This window comes from Streptomyces sp. NPDC058671, assembly GCF_042716475.1.
Classification (GTDB): Bacteria; Actinomycetota; Actinomycetes; order Streptomycetales; family Streptomycetaceae; genus Streptomyces.
The window spans coordinates 111,179-130,353 of the sequence record NZ_JBHXSA010000016.1 but is presented as its reverse complement, the minus strand read 5'-3'; the positions used below and the strand labels follow the sequence as shown (position 1 = coordinate 130,353).

The window sequence follows — 19,175 nt, the reverse complement described above, 5'->3', positions numbered from 1 at the left end:
GATCACACCGTGAGCGCCCGGGCTCGGAGGCGGGCGCACTCCACCGTCGACCAGAGGACCCCGGTGAGGCCGTCCACGAGCCGGTCGTCGGTGACCTCGGGCAGGAACTTCCTTACTAACCCGCCGAGTTCGCCCCACACCCGGACCGTGGTCTCGTGCACTCCCCTGGCGCCGCTCCGGCTCCCGGCCAGGAAGTCGAGTGCGGAGTACGTCTCCTGGCCCACAGCCGCGAGCATGTGCTCGGCCGTGGCGGTGTCCATGGCCCGCAGCCGTGCGGAGCCCGCCGCGTCGCGCGGGCGCAGCGCGTGCCACCAGCCCGGAGCAGGGGTGAAAGGCGAACCGGCGGCCCACCTCGCCCTGCGGAAGCCGAACACGCCGTTCCCCGTGAGCGGCCAGGCCGCCACGACGGAACCGTCAGGCCCGCGCAGTTCACCGTGTTCCCGAGCGGCGGCGGTCATGCCGGTGACACCGATGACGCGGTGCACCGTACGGGGTACGTCGTCGCCCGGAAGGAACACCGGCTCGCACTCGGCCGGCTCCGCCGGGGAGCGCAAGCGCCGCCTGCCGTCGTAGGGCTCCGTCTCGAAGGCGCCGTCCCGCCAGAGCAGGCCCGTCGGCCAGGGCTTCCGGTAGTCGTACGCCTCGTCCTCCCACTGGGTGACGACGCCTTCCGGCTGCATGGCGACGGCCCGGCCGCCTCCCGCCAGGAGGAGGGCGTCGCCGCCGTCGCGGATCTCCGTCCACTCGCCCCGCTGCCAGGCGGCCCCTTCCCCGGGCAGTCCCAGTTCGTCGGGGAGGCCGGCGCGCAGGGTGCGTGCCAGGGCCAAGGCCGGATCGACGGCGAGGATGCGCTCGGCCTCGTCCTCGAAGTGGCGCCGGACGGCCGGCGCCGCGAACGGCTCCAGGTCCCGCAGCGCCGTGTGCAGCGGCAGCACTCCGCCCTCCGCGACCCGTCGGCCGTGTTCGCCGAGGAGCCCGGTGACGAACTCGTGCAGGGCCGGCCGGGTGGCGAGCGTCCTGAGCCGTCCTGTGTCCCCCGTCAGCCGGAGGGACGACGGGGGTCCTATCGCCAGGGTGGCCGTCGGGTCGGACAGCTCCGCGAGCAGTCGGGGCGCGAAACGGTCGTCCCTCGTGACGTACGGCAGATCGTCGCCCTTGGCCCGACCGAGCCAGGCGAGGAAACCGAGCGGTTCGGTCCCGTCGGTGTCGACCGGAACGCCCGCCGCGAGCAGGGCGTCGAGCAGCCCCAGGTCGACGCACCGGTCGCGCGCCGACGCCTGGGAGTCCGGCATCCGCAGCGACGGGAGCGCGCGATGGGTGGCGCCTCCGGCGCGCAGCCGGGCGGTCGCCCCTGCGAGCACCTCGTGGAGCCCGTCGACCGGCGCCCGCAGGCCTCGATAGCGCTGGGCGAAGCGGTTCAGCCAGGCCCGGACGTCTCTACTGTCGACAGTGGGTTCGGCGTCGACGGTGGGTTCGGCGTCGACGGTGGGTTCGGCGTCGACGACGGGCACGGCGGGGAAGACGAGTTCGTCCTCCGCGTCGTCCGGTGCGGCGCCGGTGCCGACGGGCTCCCCGCCCACCGACGCGGCGGCGCCGGTGGCGTGCGTTTCCCCGCCGAGCCGCGTGGCGCCGGTGCCGACGATCTCTCGGCCGATCAACGGGGCGCCGGTGCCGACGGCTTTCCCACCGGCCCGCGTTCCGGAGGTACCGTCCGCCTCACCGTCGGACCGCGTGGCGACGGGGCCTTCGGGCTCCCCGCCCACCGTCGCGACGCCCGCACGCGCGGCCTCGCCCGCCGCACCGGTGAGCAGCGCGTCGGTTCCCGTCTTCCGCAGCAGGCTCACCCAGCCGGCCGCGGCGTCGGTGAGCGCGGCACGGCCGCTGCCGGTGGGTGCGGCCGTCAGTTCGAGCAGGGTCTTGCGCGTGACCCTGCCCTCGGCGAGGAGTGCCAGCAGGACGGGAGTCCATCCGTCCCAGACGTCCGTCGTGGCGTCGTCCATGCCGCCGTGGGTGAGGAGGCCGACGAGCAATTGTCTGTGCTCCTCGTCCACGGGGGCGGTGCCCGGCGTGAAGCCGAGCACGGCGCCCGCGAATTCGGGCCGGGACGGCAGAGCGGCGCGGTGCCAGGCCAGGACGAGCCGTCGGTAGTGGGCGGCGGCGGCCGACGGGGCGGGCGAGCGGGCGACCAGGGCGTCGTGGTGGGCGGCGAGGGCACGCCTGGAGACGGCTCCCACCGCCGCGCCGGCGACGAACGACTCGATCACCCCGTCCTCGTCGACGGCGAGCCCGCTGTTGTTCTCGACCTCGCGGGCCCGCGCGAACAGCGGTTGTGCCATGCCGGGGCTGCCCGCGTCGGCGACGATCCGGGCGCCCTCGTCCAGTACGGCCGTCATCAGTCGCGGCGCCCGCTGCTCCAGCGGGGCGACGGCCGTCTCGAGCGCCTTGGCCGCGCGCCCCGGCTTGGTGGCCGCGGTGGTGGCGCAGGTGCGGAGCAGTCCCAGCAGCCCGATCGCCCGGGTGACGGCGGAGGGTTCGGCGCGGGAGACGCGGGCGAGGAAGCCCGGCGGGGTGGGCCGGACACGGCCGACGACCTCGCGTCCCGGCCCGCCGTCGGGGACGGGTGCGAGGCCGAGGGCGCGGGCCACGGTGTCCTCGGCGTCGGCGGCGCCGCCGGGCACCAGCCGTACGAGGCAGGCTCCTTCGTCCAGCGCGGCCCAGTCGTACCGGCAGACGGTGAGGACGTCCTCGTCGTCGGCGCCCGGGGTCGCACCGGGGGCGACGGCGCCCGCGTCGAGCAGTGCCTTCTCCTCCCAGGCCTCCGGCGCTCCCCCGGCGGCGCCCGGTTCGTCGCCCCCGCCGGTGTTCTCGGCGCAGCGGGTCAGGAAACGCTGGTAGGCGGCGGACGCGTCGGGGCGGTCTTCCTGGCGGTAGCCGCCGTCACGCGCGTCGTAGAGGTGGGCGGCGGCCCTCATCCCCTCGGACCAGGCGACGAGCGGGATGTCGTCGTACGCCCCGGGCCCTTCGCGGCGCCGGTCGCGGTGGCCCCAGTGGACGTCGTCCATGAGCGTGCTCGACAGGGGGCCCTGCCAGCGCAGCTCGATGCGCATGGGGTGCCGCGCGGGGCCGGCGTGCAGGTCGAAGCAGGCGGTCTCCCCGCGGATGCGGCCGCCGAAGCGGGACACGCCCCGCTCGAAGCGTGCCCCGCTGTCGAACTCGGCGCCGTCGAACGCGTCGACGCCGTGCCACGAGTGCCGGTTCGCGGGCGCCGCCCGGGGCCGCCACCACACGGTCCTGCGCAGCTGCTCCACTCCCTGCTCGCCGCCGTACGCGTCGAGGAGGCGACGCCAGAGCTCCAGGCGTCCTCGTCCGTCCGGGTCGAGCAGGACGGGGTGGGGGACGGTCACCAGGGGTGCGGTGAGGGTCAGTTCGCCTTCGGGGCGGACGACCCGCAGCCCGTCGGGCGTCCCGCGCCCGGCGTCGACGAGCAGTCCGGCGCGTGTCACGTCGGCCGAGCCGTCGGGCTCGTAGGGCGCGACGACCAGGTGGCGCAGGGCGCGCTGCCAGTAGGGGTCGGGCCATACGGCGCGCAGCAGGCGGGCCGGGACGGGCAGGGAGCGTGTCATCCAGCGCTCGGCCTCGGCGGCGGCCCGCGCGGTGTGGTCGGCCAGCCAGTCGGCGAGGGCGAGCAGCAGCTCCGCGCGCTCGTGCTTGCGCGCCTGCGGGGGAACCTTCTTGAGGACCTTGCCCGAGGCGTTGCGGCAGATGAGCGTCGGGTGGGGCTCCGCGTACGCGTCGAGTGCCAGCTCGTAGGACGGCCGTCCCGAGCCGCCCTGCTCGATGCCGTCGACCGCGACCCAGTCCATCCTGTCCCCCGTTGCTCTGCCCGTCGTTCTGTCGAGCGTCGTTCTGTCGAGCGTCGTTCTGCGCACGTCGTTCTTCCGAGCGTCCGACGGCGCGTCATACCGTCGTGATCACTCTAGGCGGGGCCACTGACAGGGCTCCTCGTCCTCGTGCCACGACGGGGTCGGCGCGGTGCAGCCGCCACACGCTTGTCACACGCGGATCGGAATGCCGTCCGCGTCCACGCCGGTTGTCGCCGACATGACTATCGGTGTGACCTTGAGTACGACCTCCCGGCAGCTTCCGGTCGACGCGACCGTCCGGCTGGCGCGGGAGGCCCGGGCCGCCGGGCTGACCTCCGGATGGTTCGGGCAGAGCTTCGCGTACGACTCTCCGCTGCTGGCGGCGATCGTCGGCCGGGAGGTGCCCGGACTACAGGTGGGAACGTCCGCGATCCCCGTCTTCGGCCGCCATCCCCTGCTGGTCTCCAGTCAGGCCCAGACGGCCCAGGCCGCGACCGGGGGCCGCTACCACCTGGGGGTCGCCCTCGGTACGCGGCACCTGACCGAGTACGGCTTCGGCATTCCGTACGAGCGCCCCGTCGCGCTGCTCAGGGAGTTCCTGACCGCGCTGCGGCCCCTGCTCGCGACGGGCCTGGCCGACTTCCACGGCGAGCTGCTGACGGCGAGGACCCCGCTGCCGGCGGCGGTGCCCGGCGGCGCGGAACCGCCCGTACCGCTGCTCGTCGCGGCCATGGGGCCGCAGACCCTCCGGGTGAGCGGGGAACTCGCGGACGGGATCCTTCCGTTCCTGGCGGGCCCGCGGGCCCTCGGTGAGCACATCGTCCCGGCCGTCACGGCCGCGGCGGAGGCGGCGGGCCGGCCGGCACCGCGGATCGTGGCCCTCGTCCCCGGAGTGGTGACCGCCGACGCCGGGAAGGTCAGGGAGGCCGCGGCGTCGGCGCTCGCGCTGTACGACGACATCCCCTCGTACCGGCGTGTGATCGGCCTGTCCGGCGGCACGCGGGCCGCCGACCTGGCCGTGATCGGTGACGAGGAGCACGTGGCCGCGGAGGTCCGGCGCTACCGGGAGGCCGGGGTGACGGAGGTGGTGGTCACGGCGACCGACCTCGGCGGGGAGGCCGACCGGCGCCGGACCTGGGCGCTGCTCGGGGAGTTGGCGCGCACCTGAAGCCGGCCGCCGTCCGCCGGTCCGCCCATCCGAAGCCCGGCCGCCGTCCGCCCACCTGAAGCCCGCTCGCCGTCCGTCCACCCACCCGCGCACCGGATGTCCGGTCGCCACCCGGCCGCCCGGGGTCAGCGTGTGCGCACACCGTCCGGGCGGCGGAGCAGGTAGACGGCGGCGGAGGCGACCAGCGTCAGCATGCAGGCGATGAAGACGAGCCCCGCGCCTTCGAGGCCGAGCGGATCGGCGAGGAGTCCGACGCCGATGACCGGGATCGAGATGCCGGTGTACGCGACCACGAACAGGGTCGAGATCACCGCCGCCCGCCGGTCGCCGGGCGCCGCCGCCGCGACGGAGGAGAGTGCCGCGCGGAAGGCGAGGCCCTGCCCGGCGCCGCCGACGACGGCGGCGAGGACGATGAGGACCAGGAGGTCGGTGTACAGCGCCGAGGCGAGGAGGACGAGGCCGGCGAAGAGCACGGCGCAGCCGAGGGAAAGGGAGCGCGTCACGCCGACGCGGTCGACGGCCAGCTGTCCGGCGGTGGAGGCGAAGAAGGCCAGGGCGACGACCAGGCCGCTCACGGCGTGGTCGTCCACGTGCAGGTAGCGGGCGAGGAACGCGGGGCTGACGGAGGTGAACACCCCGAACAGCGCGAACCCCACGAAGCAGGCGATGGCGGCCGGCACGAACGCCGCTCTCACCTGGGGCGGCAGGGCGGGCCGCTGCGGCCGTACGGCCGTCAGGGGTCGTCGCTGCCCCACGGTCTCGGGGAGGCGCAGCAGGACGACGGCGGACACGGCGACCAGGGCGAGGTGCACGGCGAAGGGGAGCAGCAGGGGTTCGGGGGCGTACTCCGCGAGCAGGCCGGCGAGCAGGGGCCCGCAGCCCAGGCCGCCCATGTTGGCGGCCGTGGCCACGAAGGTCGCCCGGGTCCTGCCCCCGTCCGGGGCCAGCTCCATCACGTAGGCGGTGGCGGCCCCGGTGAAGAGGCCCGCCGACAGGCCCGAGAGGAGGCGGCCCGCGTACAGCCAGGCCAGTCCGTCGGCGTACAGGAAGCAGACGGCGCTCGCCGCCGCGAAGCCGAGGCCACACAGCAGTGCGGGCCGCCTGCCGACGGTGTCCGAGGCGTTGCCCGCGAGCAGCAGGACTCCGATGACCCCGAAGGCGTAGACGGCGTACACGACGGTCACGGTCAGTTCGGAGAACCCGAACTTCTCCTGGTAGAGGGGGTAGAGCGGTGTCGGCAGCGTGGTGCCGGCCATGCACACGACGAACACCGCGCCCGCGAGCAGACACCGGAGCCAGCCCTGACGGTCATCTTCCATGCCGCCGACCGTAATCCCGCCGGTCGCCGATCCGGTGTCACGAACTGCGGCAACGGGGCGACGTCACCCCGACTGACGGGGCGGGTGGGCCCGGAACTGAGGATGGGTCAGAGAACACATGATTTGCGACTTTTCTTGCACAAGGCTGGAAGATTCCTTCACCGTGTGCATACCAATCCGCTCAGGGGCGTTCCGAACTGATCAAGAACGCCTCTATAGTTCCGACGTTCAACCCTCCTCCCCGTGCCTGCTCCCGAGAGTCTGGTCGATGTCGGCATCACCCACCCCGTTCCGCCCCGCCCTGATCGCCGCGCTCCTGACAGCCGCCGCGAGTGGCGCACTCGCCGCGGCGGCGACGACCGCGGCGCCGGCCGGGGTACGCCCCGCGCTCGGCTGGTTCACCGTCTGCGGCGTCCTGCTGCTGTCCGCGGCGGCCTTCGCCGTCACCTGGTACACGCGCACCGCGCGGGCGCTCGCCCGGCGGGCCGAGGTCCTCTCCGCCGAACTCGCCTCCCGCGACGCCTACGTCAGCCGGTTCAAGGCCACCGCCGAGCGGGAGGCGGCCGAGCTGAAGGAGCGTCACGAGGCGGAGGTCGTCCGTCACGCGGCACGGGCCGAGGAGCTCGTCCGGGCCCACCGGGCCGAGACGGCCAGGCTGTCCGAGGCGCGGACCGCCGAGCTCGAACGACTCGAAGGACGCCTGCGCCGGGCCGAGTCCGCCCGGTCCGCCGCCATGGCCGCCGCGGCCAACGCGGCCGGCCGCATGCAGGCTCTCGCCACGAGCATGATGGCCGACCTGCGGGAGATGGAGCACCGGCACGCCGACGAGGACGTCCTCACCGACCTCCTCCACCTCGACCACCGCACCGCCCAGGCGGGACGCCTCGCCGACTCCGTCGCGGTGCTGACCGGGGCCCGCTCCGGTCGACGCTGGGCGCGCCCCATCGTCATGGAGTCGATCCTGCGCGGCGCCATGGGCCGGATCGGCGGCTACCAGCGGGTGCGGCTGCACTCCGGCAGTGACGCGGCGGTCGCCGGGCACGCCGCCGAGGGCGTCATGCACGCGCTGGCCGAACTCCTCGACAACGCGGCGAACTTCTCCCCGCCGAGCGCCGAGGTGCACGTCTACGTGGAGGAGGTCCCGGCGGGCATCGTCATCACCGTGGAGGACAGCGGTCTGGCCATGAGCGACGTGCAGCTGAGGCGCGCCGAGGCCGCCGTCGGGTCGGCGACCCAGGATCTCGCCGGGCTCTCCGGAACCCGCCTCGGCCTCCACGTGGTGGGCCGGCTGGCGCGCAAGCACGGCCTGACCGTGTCCTTCCGCCCGTCCGCGCGCGGAGGGACCGGCGCCGTCCTGATGCTTCCGCAGGGGCTGATCAGCCACGGCGCCACGGAACCGGCCGGTACGGCGGGCGAACAGCGGCTGCCCGTGGCGGGGCGCGGCGTGACCGCGCCCGCCCCCGACCGGACGTCCGCCGCCCGGCCCGACGGCACCTCGGCCGCTCGGACCGTCGCACCGCCCGTGCTCGCCCCGGCCGCTCGGACCGTCCCCTGGCCGCCCGAGCCGGAGACCGTGCACGAGACCGCCGACGGCGACGCGTCGGAACCGGAGGCCGACGGGATCGTCCTGCCGCGCCGCCGCCGCGGCGAGACCCTGGCCTCCCAGCTCAAGAACGCGGAGGCGCCCGCGACCGGCCGGCCGGCGGCCCGCCGCACCGGCGCGGCTTCCGGGACCCCGCCCCGCTTCGGCAGCTTCCAGCGGGCCGTACGCGCGGCCGCCGCCCAGCCGGAGGACGGACCCGGGACCCCCGGGACCCGCACCGACGCAGCCGCACCCGACCCCGCCGGCTCCCCCGTGGGCCGGGCGGCCGACACCCCTGTACCGTCCGACCCTCAGGAGCCGACGGGCGCACCGCACCCGTCGCCGTCCTCGAACCCCCCGTATCCGGAAGGCAGTCCGCGATGACCGGCACCACCACCGACGAGAAGCTCAGCTGGCTCCTGGAAGGCCTGCTGGAACGCACCCCGGCCACCCGGCACGCGCTGGTGCTCTCCCGTGACGGCCTCAAGCTCTGCCGTACCTCCGGGCTCTCCGTGGACCAGGCCGACCAGCTCGCCGCCATCGCCGCGGGCATCCAGAGCCTGTCGCACGGCGCCTCCGTCGAGTTCGGCGACGGCAGCGGCGGGGTCCGCTCCGCGATGGCCGAGTTCTACGGCGGCATCCTGTTCATCGTGGAGGCCGGGGACGGCGCCCACCTCGCGCTGGTCGCCGACGAGGACGCCGACGCCGGTCTCGTCGGGCACAACATGTCGGAACTGGTCGAGCAGTTGGGCGAGCACCTCGTCGCCAGGCCGCGGGGATGAGCCGGGCCAGGCCGGGTCGGGACGACTCCCCCGACCGCCTCTACACCGTGACCGGCGGTCGCAGCCGTGCCGGATCCGACGCCTTCGACCTGGTGACGCTCGTGGTCGCGGAGAGCGACCCCGTGTCCGGCATGCAGTCCGAGCACGCCGCGATCCTGCGCATGTGCCGCTTCCCCACGGCCGTGGTGGAAGTGGCGTCCGGACTCGGCCTGCCCGTGTCGATCACGCGGATCCTCCTGTCCGACCTGCACGCCACCGGCCGGATCAGCGCACGACATCCCCGCCCCACGTACCGCCTTCCCGATCACGACATCCTGGAGCAGGTGCTCGTTGGACTCCGTAGCCTCTGAACAGCGCCAGACCCTGCACAGCACCGCCGACAACGGTCTGAAGATCGTCGTCGTCGGCGGGTTCGGAGTCGGCAAGACCACTCTGGTCCGATCGGTCAGCGAGATCCGTCCGCTGAACACCGAGGAGACGATGACGCAGGCGGGCGAGCACATCGACGACACCGTCGGCGTCGCCACGAAGACGGCCACCACCGTCGCCTTCGACTTCGGCCGGATCTCGCTCGACGCCCGCAACGTCCTCTACCTGTTCGGCGCCCCCGGCCAGGAGCGGTTCTGGTTCCTGTGGGACCGGCTCTTCTCGGGAACGCTCGGCGCCGTCGTACTCGTCGACACCCGGCGGCTCGCCGACTCCTGGTACGCCGTCGACCGACTCGAACACCACGGCACCCCGTTCGTCGTCGCCTGCAACGACTTCGGCGGACCCGCCCACACCCCCGCCCAGATCCGCGAGGCCCTCGACCTCGCCGACGGGGTCCCCCTGGTCTTCTGCGACGCCCGGTCGCGCGAGTCCAGCAAGCAGGTCCTCATCTCGCTCGTCGAGCACCTGCAGACCCTCGCCCCCCTGGACCCGCAGCCGATACCGGAGCCCACCCCGTGACCCACCCCGAGCCCCAGCCCGTCCCGCTGGGCGGCCCCCGGTTCCAGACCGACCCCGTCGAGCTGTACCGGCGGATACGGCGCGAGCACGGCGCCGTCGCCCCGGTCGTCCTCGACGGAGACGTGCCTGCCTGGCTGGTCCTCGGCTACCGCGAACTGCACCAGGTCACCGGCGACCCGGTGCTCTTCTCGCGCGACTCCGAGCTGTGGAACCAGTGGGACGCCATCCCGGCCGACTGGCCGCTGCTGCCGATGATCGGGCGGAAGCAGCCGTCCATCCTCTACACCGTCGGCGAACGGCACCGCGAGCGGGCCGGAGTCATCTCCGACGCGCTGGAGGCCGTCGACCCGTTCGTCCTCAGGGAACGGGCCGAACGCTTCGCGGACGAACTCATCGACGCCCTCTGCGGCAAGGGCGCCTGCGACATCATCGCCGAGTACGCGATGCTGCTGCCGGTGCGGGTCCTCGCCAGCGTCTACGGCTTCCCCGACGAACAGGGGCCGGGCCTGGTGACCGCCCTGAACGACATGATCAACGGCCAGGAGGGCGCTCTGGAGGGCCAGCGCCACCTGGCCGAGTCGATGTCCGCCCTGCTCGCGGCCAAGGCGGCGTCCCCCGGCGACGACGTCGCCTCGCGGATGATCGCCAACACCGCGGGCTTCACGGTCGAGGAGGTCGCCCAGGACCTCATGGTGATGCTGGCCGCCGGCCACCAGCCCACCGCCGACTGGATCGGCAACTCTCTGCGCCTGATGCTCACCGACGACCGGTTCGCCGCCTCCCTCTCCGGCGGCCGGCACAGCGTCGGCGAGGCGATGAACGAGGTCCTGTGGGAGGACACCCCCACCCAGAACGTCGCCGGGCGGTGGGCCTCGCGCGACACCCGGCTCGGCGGCCGCCGGATCGGCCGCGGCGACCTGCTCCTGCTCGGCCTCGCCGCCGCCAACTCCGACCCGCACGTACGGGCCGACTCCGGTGCCTTCACCGGGGGAAACAACGCCCACCTCTCGTTCGGACACGGCGAGCACCGCTGCCCCTTCCCGGCCCAGGAGGTCGCCGAGACCATCGCCCGGACGGGGATCGAGGTGCTGCTCGACCGGCTGCCGGACGTGGACCTCGCGGTGACGGAGGACGCCCTCACCCGCCGCCCGTCGCCCTGGCTGCGGGGCCTCACCGCGCTCCCCGTGACCTACACCCCGACCCCCGCCCTTGGAGCCTCCGTATGAGCTGCCCGTACGACCACACCGCCGCCCCCGGCACCGACGCGATCACCCTCGACCCCTTCGTGGGCGACCTCGACGGCGAGAGCGCCCGGCTGCGCGAGGCCGGTCCGCTGGCCCGTGTCGTCCTGCCCGGCGGGGTGCCCTGCTGGGCCGTCACCCGGCACGCCGAGGCGCGAAAGCTCCTCACCGACGCGCGCCTGGTCAAGGACATCGACGTGTGGGGGGCCTGGCAGCGGGGCGAGATACCTCTCGACTGGCCCCTGATCGGCCTCGCCAACCCCGGGAAGTCCATGCTGACCGTGGACGGCGACGAGCACCGGCGGCTGCGCACCCTGGTCGCGCAGGCGCTCACGGCGCGCCGGGTGGAGCGGCTCCGCGCGGGCATCGAGGCCCTGACCGAGGGCATGCTGGACCGGCTCGCGGAGCGCGCGGCCGGTGAGGTCGTGGACCTGAAGGCGGAGTTCGCGTACCCCCTGCCGATGAACGTGGTCAGCGAGCTGATGGGGGTCGACCCTGCCGACCACCCCCGGATGAAGACGCTGTTCGACCAGTTCTTCTCCACGCAGACTCCGCCCGAGGAGGTGCCGCAGATGATGGCGGACCTCGGCGCCCTCTTCGCCGGGATCGTGGCGGGCAAGAAGGAGAACCCGGGCGACGACCTCACCAGCGCGCTGATCGAGGCGTCGGAGGACGGCGACCGGCTCAGCACGGAGGAGATCACCAACACCCTCCAGCTGATGGTGGCGGCCGGGCACGAGACGACCATCAGCCTGATCGTGAACGCCGTCGTCGCCCTGGAGACCCACCCCGAGCAGCGCGCCCTCGTACTCAGGGGCGAGGTGCCGTGGGAGAACGTCATCGAGGAGACGCTGCGCTGGTCCACCCCCACCTCGCACGTCCTGATCCGCTTCGCGGCCGAGGACATCGAGGTCGGTGACCGGGTGCTGCCGAAGGGCGAGGCCCTGATCGTGTCGTTCGGCGCGATCGGCCGGGACGAGGAGCAGTACGGTCCGACGGCCGGCGACTTCGACGTGACCCGGACCCCCAACCGCCACATCTCCTTCGGCCACGGACCGCACGTGTGCCCGGGCGCGGCCCTCTCCCGCCTGGAGGCCTCGGTGGCCCTCCCCGCCCTGTACGCGCGTTTCCCGGAGCTCCGCCTCGCCGTACCGCGCGAGGAGCTCCGGAACAAGCCCGTCGTCACGCAGAACGACCTGTTCGACCTCCCGGTCTTCCTGGCCTGAGGTCCTCACGCCCCGGTCTCCCTCGACGGGAGGCCGGGGCGTACCTCCGCGCCGCAGGGCGCCGCCCGCCCGGTCAGCCGACCGGGTCGGTCGCCGTGACCCGGTGGGCCTCGAGACCGGGCGCGGCGAGCAGGTCGGCGACGAGTTGCTCGGAGCCGCCGACGTACGTGCTCACCAGGTCGACGTCGCCGCCGACACACCAGGCGCGGTCCTGCGGCCACCACAGGTCGGGGAGTTCGGCGAACTCGTCCAGGTCCACGGGGGACACGGCGTCGGCCAGCGGTCCCGACAGCAGGATCTCGTCCCGTTCCGGAGTCGGGAAGGTGGGAACGCCCTGCCACTCCCAGCGGCCGTACCCGTGCCACAGGCCGTACCAGCACCGCCCCGCCGTCCCCGTGTGCCGTGCCAGGACGGGGATCAGGGCCTCCGCGACCCCGGTGGGAGCGGGGCCTTCGTCCGGGTGTTCGTCCCAGACGCCGGGCAGTCCGTACTCGCCGCCGTTGCGGTGGAACCGCTCGACGCCGATCACCTCGTGCCAGTCGGTCAGCGCCTGCACCCGTCGGCCGTAGGCGGCGGCGACGGCGTCCCAGCGGACCGGGCGCTCGTCGAGAGCCGCGGGATGCAGCACCCGCGCGTACGCGGGGAACCCGGGTGCCGCGACCCCGGCCACGGTGCCGAAGTCCCCGAAGCCGGGACGGCGTTCGCTCAGCCAGCGGGCCGGACCCAGGTCCGTCCTCTCGACGCGCAGACGCCCGTACAGGTCGGGGCCGGGTTCTCGGTCCGACCGGATCCATGTGTCCATCCGGCCAGTCTCCCTCCCCCCGGCCGCCGTCGTACGCCCCCGCCCCCGTGCCGGGTCCCGGGGGTCGTAGGGTTGCCGCGATCACCGTCGGGACGACGTCCCGGCACGAGGACACACGGGGGACGCATGACCATGCACCGGCCCGGACTGCCGGAGGACCTTCCGCCTGGCGAGACGCTGTGGGGCCGCTGGGCACTGCTCGCCGCCGTCGCCGCGACCACCGCGGAGGAGCAGCGCACGAGCGGATACCGCACCGGCCGCTGGATCGACGCCGAGGGACTGCACTACGACGACTCCGGCTGCACCTGGTGGACCATGTCCCGGATGGGCGAGGGCCGGTACGTGCTGTACGGCGAGGACGAGTCGAGCGGCGTCAAGTGGCACGAACCGCCGATCGACATGCTGGCGGGCGGCCCGGAATGGCTCCCCTACGACGAGCTGCACGACCGGCTCAAGGGGTACGAGCTGGGGTGCGTCTACTGGTACGAGAACGGGGTGTGGGCCCGCGCGCCGTACCCGGACGGTCTGCGGGACGACGGCCTGGACTGCGGCATGAGCGGCTTCGTGGAGCGGGACCGGGTCCTGGGCGAGCTGTCGGACCACCTCGACGGCACGGTCGGCGGGCCGGACGCGGACCGTCTCCTCGCCGACGCGGAGGCGCACCGGCTGGAGCCGGGACCGTTCCTGGAGCGGCTGCGCCCGACCGGCCCCGACGGGGAACCGATGGACCCGCCGGCGGTCGCCAGGGCCCTCGTGCTCGCGGGCCTCGGCTGAGGGAAGGCATGCGGGTCCCTCGCCGGGGTAGCCGGGGCATGAGTCCGAGGGAAGGTGGAAGTGTCATGCGACGATCACGTCTCGTGTTCAAGCCGGTCTCGTTCGCCCTGGGTACCGGGGGCGGCCTGCTCGCGGCAGCCGCGTTCAAGAAGACCTGGCAGATCCTGGGGCACGAGGACGACGCGCCGAACGCCACCGACGAGGGGCGGCGCTGGCGCGAGATCCTGATCGCCGCGGCGATCCAGGGCGCGATCTTCGCCGTGGTCAAGGCGGCGGTGGACCGCGGCGGGGCCACGGCGGTGCGCCGCGTCACGGGCGTCTGGCCGGCCTGACCGGTCTGAGCGGCCCGCTGGGTGCCGGGGTCCCCGCCCTCGCGTGCGGGACCCCGGCACCCCGCTCGTCTCCGCCCCTCGGGTGAAGGGCCTGCCCCACCGGCCCATGAAGAGCACATTCCCTCCCGGCCCCTACGAAGCCCCCTGCCCCACCGGCCCGTGCGGAACTCCTGGCCCACCGACCCGCGGAGTTCCGGCCCCGCCCGTGCGAAGGCCCCCGCCACTTCGGCGGGGGCCTTCGCGCGGGACCTCGGCCCCGAGCGACCTCACGTGCCGGCGGTGGTGATGTCGGCGCAGGCCCGTACGACACCGGCGAGGTCCAGGCCTTCGTCGCGCAGGGCGCGCTGGCGGTCCGCGCCGCTGCCGCCGCTCAGGTGCGCGGCGATCCCCTCTCGCGCCGCGTCGAGGTCCCCGGTGTCCCGCAGGGCCTCCTCGGTGTACTGGAGGAGGGCCTCGAAGACCTCTGCGGGGGCGGCCTCCCGCATGGTCAGCGGGTGGAGGAGCGGGCCCCGGAGCCCGGACCGGGCGGCGCGCCAGGAGGCCAGGCGCAGCAGGCCGGCGGAGATACGGGGGGCGGGCTCGCCGTTGCGCCAGGCGCGGGCGGCGGTCTCCACGAGGGCGCGGGCGAGGGTGGCGACGAGAGCGGTCGTGCCGGGTTCCAGACAGACGTCGGCGACCCTGATCTCGACGGTCGGGAAGTTCTTGGAGAGCCGGGCGTCGAAGTAGATCATGCCGGCGTCGCGCAGGACGCCGGTCGCCAGCATGTCCGACACCTGCTCGTGGTAGCGCTCCGCACTGCCGAACAGTTCGTACGGACCGGCGGACGGCCACCGGTTCCACACCCTGCTGCGGTAGCTGCTGTATCCGCTGTCCTCGCCCTGCCAGAACGGGGAGTTGGCGCTGAGCGCGTTCAGGAGGTAGAGCCAGGGACGGATCCGGTCGAGGACGGCGACTCCCTCCTCGTCGGAGTCCACGGCGACGTGGACATGGCAGCCGCACGTCAGCTGTTCCTTGGTGGTGAGGGCGAACTGCTCGGCCATCCACCGGTATCGGACGCCGAGGTGGCGGGAGGGCTCCACGGGGAGGGGGGAGGTCGCGAGGGCGGCGACGACCGCACCGGACTGCCGGGCGTACCGCAGCGCCTCCCCGCGCAGGCGGACGATCTCGTCCCGAAGTTCGTCCATGTCCTTCATGGGCCGGGTGGCGAACTCCAGCTGCTCCTGGTGCAGCTCCTTCTCGAAGCTCTCCCCCGCCTCGTCCCCGGTCCGGGCCACTGACGCGAGTACCGCCGACGAGACGGCGAAGGGCTCGCCCGTCTTCGCGTTGACGAGCATCAGCTCCTCCTCGACACCTACTGTGCGCATGAACGCTCCTGTACGAAAAAACGGGGACGTCCCGCCCCGCCGGCCGCCCCGGGTGGGGCCGGCAGCGGTTGCGAGACCGGGATGTCACGCGTATGCCCACTTCGGCGAGGGCGAAGCGTCCTGAGCGAAGAGGGCTCGGACCGGCCTCCCCGGCCGGGCCGAGTGGGTGCCACGGCCCGCTCGTGCTTCCCCGTGGTGTGGGGCGCCGACGGATATTCCCTGGTCCGGCGGCCGGCGGGCGGGCAGACTCGCCCCATGGCGGACATGGGGGCGTTTAGGGACGCGGTGGATCAGTGGGCGGCGGACGGGCCCGGCGAGCCCGCGCGTGATCTGGCGGTGCGGCTGGGGTTGCGGACGGCGGTGCTGGTCGAGGGGCCGAGTGATCTGGCGGCCGTCGAGGCGCTGGCCGCGCGGCGGGGCAGGGACCTCGCGGCCGAGGGGGTGGCCGTGGTGTCGATGGGCGGGGCGATGAGCGTGGGGCGTTATGCCGACCTGCTCGGGGCGTCCGGACTCGGTCTGCGCCTCACCGGACTGTGCGACGAGGCCGAGCAGCCCTACTACGACCGTGCCCTGCGGCGGGCCGGGGCGCTGTCCGCGGGGTTCCTCGTGTGCGCGGCGGACCTGGAGGACGAGCTGATCCGCTCACTGGGGACGGCGAGGGTCGAGGAGATCATCGAGGCGGAGGGCGACCTGCGCGCCTGGCAGACCTTCCTGCACCAGCCCGCGCAGCACGGCCGGCCCCGGCACCGGCAGCTGCGTCGTTTCCTCGGCACGAAGAAGGGCCGCAAGATCCGTTACGGCCTGCTCCTGGTGGAGTCCCTCACCCCCTCGCAGGTGCCGGCGCCGCTCGACGCGCTCTTCGCGCGTCTGTGATGCATGCCCGAGGGGTCCGTCCCGCACTCCCTTCCCTCCGATCCGACCAGTCGGTATGTTGCTCGCGACCGTCGCGCATCCCCGGAGGACGACATGCCCGAACCCGAGCCGGCCAGCATCCCCGCTCCCGTAACCCCGCCCCCGCCCCCGCCGGCGGTCGCGCCCCCGGTCGAGGGGCACTGCGACCCTCGCTTCAGCGCCGTGCGGGAGGCCTTCGAGGCGAACTTCCGCACCCGGGAGGAGCTCGGGGCCGCCGTGACCGTCCAGGTCCACGGCGAGACCGTGGTCGACCTGTGGGGAGGCTGGGCGGACTCCGCCCGTACGCGCCGCTGGGAACGCGACACCCTGGTCAACGTCTGGTCCACGACCAAGGGCGTGACCGCCCTCTGCGCCCACCTCCTCGCCGATCGCGGGCTGCTCGACCTGGACGCGCCGGTCGCCTCGTACTGGCCGGAGTTCGCCGCCGCGGGCAAGGAGAAGCTGCCCGTGCGCCATCTGCTCTCCCACCGCGCGGGCCTCGCGGGCCTGCGTGAGCCGCTCTCGCTCGCCGAGTTCTACGACTGGGAGCTGACGACCGCCCGGCTCGCGGCGACGGCGCCGTGGTGGGAGCCCGGCACCCGCTCCGGCTATCACGCCATGACGTACGGGTTCCTGGTGGGCGAGGTGATCAGGCGCGTCACGGGACGGCTTCCCGGCGCCTTCCTCCGTGACGAGATCACCGGGCCCCTCGGCATCGACTTCACCATCGGCCTCCCGGAGCGGGAGGCGGCCCGGGCGGCCGAGCTCGTGCACCCCCGCACCTCATCCTCGGGCGAGCAGGCCGCGGTCTTCCTGCAGCTGGAGCCCGCCGCGCGGGCCGCACTGGCCAACCCGCTCGTGGGCGCCGCTCAGGCCAACAGCCCCGAGTGGCGCGCCGCCGAGGTTCCGGCGGCCAACGGGCACGGAACGGCCCGCGCGGTCGCCCAGCTGTACGGGATCTTCGCCGGGCGCGGCCGGTACGGCGAGCACCGGATCCTGTCCGAGGCGGCGGCCGAACGGGCCCGCGAGGGGCAGGGGGCGGGACGGGACCTGGTCCTCGGCGCGGGCTTCGCCCACGACACGGAGTGCGCCCTCGGCCTCTGGCTCAGCGGCCCCAACGCCTCCTACGGCCCCAATCCGCGAGCTTTCGGCCATGACGGCTTCGGGGGCTCCTGCGGCCTCGCGGATCCGGAGTCGGGTGTCTCCCTGGGCTACGTGATGAACCGCATGGGGCCCCGGATCGCGGACGATCCCCGCAAGATGGCCCTCGTCGAGGCCGTCTACGCGGCACTCTGAGCCCGGCCGCGACGGAATCCGGACACTCGTTCGCCCGGACGGAGGGAACGATCGCGACATTCGCGGGCGGCCGCGCGCACCCTACGGGGCCCCATGGACGGCCCCTCGTCCGCGCGGCCGGACGCTCCGTGCGCCCTTCGGGCCGAGCGGAGGAGACGGCCGGAACTGTGCACCCGCTACGTCCGCCGCTCCCCCGACGGCCGGGCGGGTGACCCGGTCCGTCGGGTCCGGCCACAGCCGCCGGGCCGGACCCGACGGGGACCCTGCCCGGGGCCTGATCTGGCCAAACGGTACGACCTCCTCCGTTTCACCGATGCCGATCCGACGTCAAACCCGCCACAGAAAACGCTTACTGACATGTCGTCAGCAAATTTCGGCAAGCGTTTGCACCACCCCGCCCCCCCGCCGCATCCTCGGCCGCCGTTTCCGACGCGTCCGCCCGCGCCGGGGGCCCCGGCCGTGCGAACGCGCGTAGATCGGCCGAAAGGCGTTCTTGCCGCCAGAGCCGTCTGCTTCGAGGATTCCCCGTGTCGAGATTGACAGGTTCATGGCGGACAACGCCGTGGGCCGCCCTCTCGGCACCACGGGGTCGCCCACCCAGCGATTCCCCCCATCCCCCACCGGAGGATCCAGTGAACCTCAAGCGTCTGTCCCCCCTCGGCGCCGCCAAGGGCGCACGGCTGATCGCCGTGGCCTCCGCGCTGCTCGCCGCCTCGGCGCTTGCCGTCCCCAGCTCGTCCGCGGCCACGGCCGCGGACGGCCGGGCCACCGCCACCCAGCTCGCCGCCGCCGACCAGGCCGTGCGGGGAGCCGACGTCCCCGGCACCGCGTGGTACACCGACCAGGCGACCGGGAAGATCGTCGTCACCGCCGACTCGACCGTCTCCGCCGCCGAGATCGCCAAGATCAAGCAGGCGGCGGGCGACCGTGCCTCCTCCCTGGAGATCAAGCGGACGCCCGGCACGTTCACCAAGCTCATCGCGGGCGGCCAGGCCATCTACGCGGGCGGCGGGCGCTGCTCGCTCGGCTTCAACGTCCGCAGCGGCTCGACCTACTACGCCCTGACGGCAGGTCACTGCACCAACATCGGCAGCACCTGGTACACCAACTCCTCCAACACCACCGTGCTGGGCACCCGCGCCGGTTCCAGCTTCCCGAACAACGACTACGGCCTCATCCGCCACTCCAACGCCTCGGCGGCGGACGGCCGGGTCTACCTCTACAACGGGAGCTACCGCGACATCACGGGCGCGGGCAACGCCTCGGTGGGCCAGTCGGTGCAGCGCAGCGGCAGCACCACCGGTCTGCGCGGCGGGACCGTCACCGGTCTCAACGCGACCGTCAACTACGGCGGCGGCGACGTCGTCTACGGCATGATCCAGACCAACGTCTGCGCCGAGCCGGGTGACAGCGGCGGCGCGCTCTTCTCCGGCACCACCGCCCTCGGCCTCACCTCCGGCGGCAGCGGCAACTGCTCCAGCGGCGGCACCACGTTCTTCCAGCCGGTGACGGAGGCGCTCAGCGCGTACGGCGTGAGCGTCTTCTAGCCCGGACAGGAGCCGCGGAAGCACGAAGCTCCACGGACAG

General features: G+C 73.9%; 16 protein-coding genes. 12 read left to right on the top strand and 4 right to left on the bottom strand.

The genetic code is table 11. The annotated features are described in order from the left end of the window. Window positions 1-2 precede the first annotated feature (2 nt). Window positions 3-3,863 (bottom strand): DUF4132 domain-containing protein, encoded by a 3,861-nt coding sequence (locus tag ACFWV2_RS21025; protein ID WP_384406496.1) that lies wholly within the window; start codon window positions 3,861-3,863, stop codon window positions 3-5. Between the two features lie 238 nt (window positions 3,864-4,101). Between ACFWV2_RS21025 and ACFWV2_RS21020 the strand changes: the two genes are divergently transcribed. Next, window positions 4,102-5,031 (top strand): TIGR03564 family F420-dependent LLM class oxidoreductase, encoded by a 930-nt coding sequence (locus ACFWV2_RS21020; protein ID WP_384406495.1) that lies wholly within the window; start codon window positions 4,102-4,104, stop codon window positions 5,029-5,031. 125 nt (window positions 5,032-5,156) lie between these two features. Here the strand turns inward: ACFWV2_RS21020 and ACFWV2_RS21015 are convergent, their stop codons facing one another. Beyond that, window positions 5,157-6,350 carry an MFS transporter gene (locus ACFWV2_RS21015; protein WP_384406494.1) on the bottom strand — a complete coding sequence of 398 codons (1,194 nt, stop codon included), beginning with the start codon at window positions 6,348-6,350 and terminating at the stop codon, window positions 5,157-5,159. A 268-nt stretch (window positions 6,351-6,618) separates the two neighbouring features. Between ACFWV2_RS21015 and ACFWV2_RS21010 the strand changes: the two genes are divergently transcribed. Genes ACFWV2_RS21010 through ACFWV2_RS20985 form a run of 6 tightly spaced genes read left to right on the top strand, consistent with a single transcriptional unit; the run spans window position 6,619 to window position 12,129 of the window. Next, the gene (locus ACFWV2_RS21010) at window positions 6,619-8,316 is read left to right on the top strand and encodes an ATP-binding protein (RefSeq protein WP_384406493.1); all 1,698 of its coding nucleotides are present in this window, start codon (window positions 6,619-6,621) and stop codon (window positions 8,314-8,316) included. Then, window positions 8,313-8,714: a roadblock/LC7 domain-containing protein gene (locus ACFWV2_RS21005; protein ID WP_384406492.1), complete on the top strand. Its 402-nt coding sequence runs from the start codon at window positions 8,313-8,315 to the stop codon at window positions 8,712-8,714. Before ACFWV2_RS21010 ends, ACFWV2_RS21005 begins: the two co-directional genes overlap by 4 nt. Further along, on the top strand, window positions 8,711-9,064 hold the full coding sequence (locus ACFWV2_RS21000) for a DUF742 domain-containing protein (RefSeq protein WP_384406491.1): 354 nt from the start codon (window positions 8,711-8,713) through the stop codon (window positions 9,062-9,064). Before ACFWV2_RS21005 ends, ACFWV2_RS21000 begins: the two co-directional genes overlap by 4 nt. After that, the gene (locus tag ACFWV2_RS20995; RefSeq protein WP_384406490.1) at window positions 9,045-9,662 is read left to right on the top strand and encodes an ATP/GTP-binding protein; all 618 of its coding nucleotides are present in this window, start codon (window positions 9,045-9,047) and stop codon (window positions 9,660-9,662) included. The genes ACFWV2_RS21000 and ACFWV2_RS20995 overlap by 20 nt, the downstream gene beginning before the upstream one ends. Then, window positions 9,659-10,888: a cytochrome P450 gene (locus ACFWV2_RS20990; RefSeq protein ID WP_384406489.1), complete on the top strand. Its 1,230-nt coding sequence runs from the start codon at window positions 9,659-9,661 to the stop codon at window positions 10,886-10,888. The genes ACFWV2_RS20995 and ACFWV2_RS20990 overlap by 4 nt, the downstream gene beginning before the upstream one ends. After that, window positions 10,885-12,129, top strand: a complete 1,245-nt coding sequence (locus ACFWV2_RS20985) for a cytochrome P450 (protein ID WP_384406488.1) — start codon at window positions 10,885-10,887, stop codon at window positions 12,127-12,129. Before ACFWV2_RS20990 ends, ACFWV2_RS20985 begins: the two co-directional genes overlap by 4 nt. 73 nt (window positions 12,130-12,202) lie before the next feature. Here ACFWV2_RS20985 and ACFWV2_RS20980 read toward each other — a convergent pair whose 3' ends face one another. Continuing rightward, on the bottom strand, window positions 12,203-12,931 hold the full coding sequence (locus ACFWV2_RS20980) for a hypothetical protein (RefSeq protein WP_384406487.1): 729 nt from the start codon (window positions 12,929-12,931) through the stop codon (window positions 12,203-12,205). 126 nt (window positions 12,932-13,057) lie between these two features. On the opposite strand from ACFWV2_RS20980, the gene ACFWV2_RS20975 reads away from it, so the two are divergent. Both ACFWV2_RS20975 and ACFWV2_RS20970 read left to right on the top strand, forming a co-directional pair. Continuing rightward, window positions 13,058-13,705 carry a hypothetical protein gene (locus ACFWV2_RS20975; RefSeq protein ID WP_384406486.1) on the top strand — a complete coding sequence of 216 codons (648 nt, stop codon included), beginning with the start codon at window positions 13,058-13,060 and terminating at the stop codon, window positions 13,703-13,705. 65 nt (window positions 13,706-13,770) lie between these two features. Then, a complete protein-coding gene (locus ACFWV2_RS20970) occupies window positions 13,771-14,037 on the top strand; it encodes a DUF4235 domain-containing protein (RefSeq protein ID WP_384406485.1) in 267 nt (88 codons plus the stop codon). Window positions 14,038-14,303: 266 nt separating this feature from the next. Here the strand turns inward: ACFWV2_RS20970 and ACFWV2_RS20965 are convergent, their stop codons facing one another. Next, a complete protein-coding gene (locus ACFWV2_RS20965; RefSeq protein WP_384406484.1) occupies window positions 14,304-15,401 on the bottom strand; it encodes a glutamate--cysteine ligase in 1,098 nt (365 codons plus the stop codon). 255 nt (window positions 15,402-15,656) lie between these two features. On the opposite strand from ACFWV2_RS20965, the gene ACFWV2_RS20960 reads away from it, so the two are divergent. From ACFWV2_RS20960 to ACFWV2_RS20950, 3 genes are all read left to right on the top strand, one after another. Then, a complete protein-coding gene (locus ACFWV2_RS20960; RefSeq protein ID WP_384406483.1) occupies window positions 15,657-16,274 on the top strand; it encodes a TOPRIM nucleotidyl transferase/hydrolase domain-containing protein in 618 nt (205 codons plus the stop codon). A 93-nt stretch (window positions 16,275-16,367) separates the two neighbouring features. Next, entirely contained in the window at window positions 16,368-17,588 is a 1,221-nt protein-coding gene (locus ACFWV2_RS20955; RefSeq protein WP_384406482.1) for a serine hydrolase domain-containing protein, read from the top strand. A gap of 632 nt (window positions 17,589-18,220) precedes the next feature. Next, a complete protein-coding gene (locus tag ACFWV2_RS20950) occupies window positions 18,221-19,135 on the top strand; it encodes a S1 family peptidase (RefSeq protein WP_384406481.1) in 915 nt (304 codons plus the stop codon). Window positions 19,136-19,175: the final 40 nt, after the last annotated feature.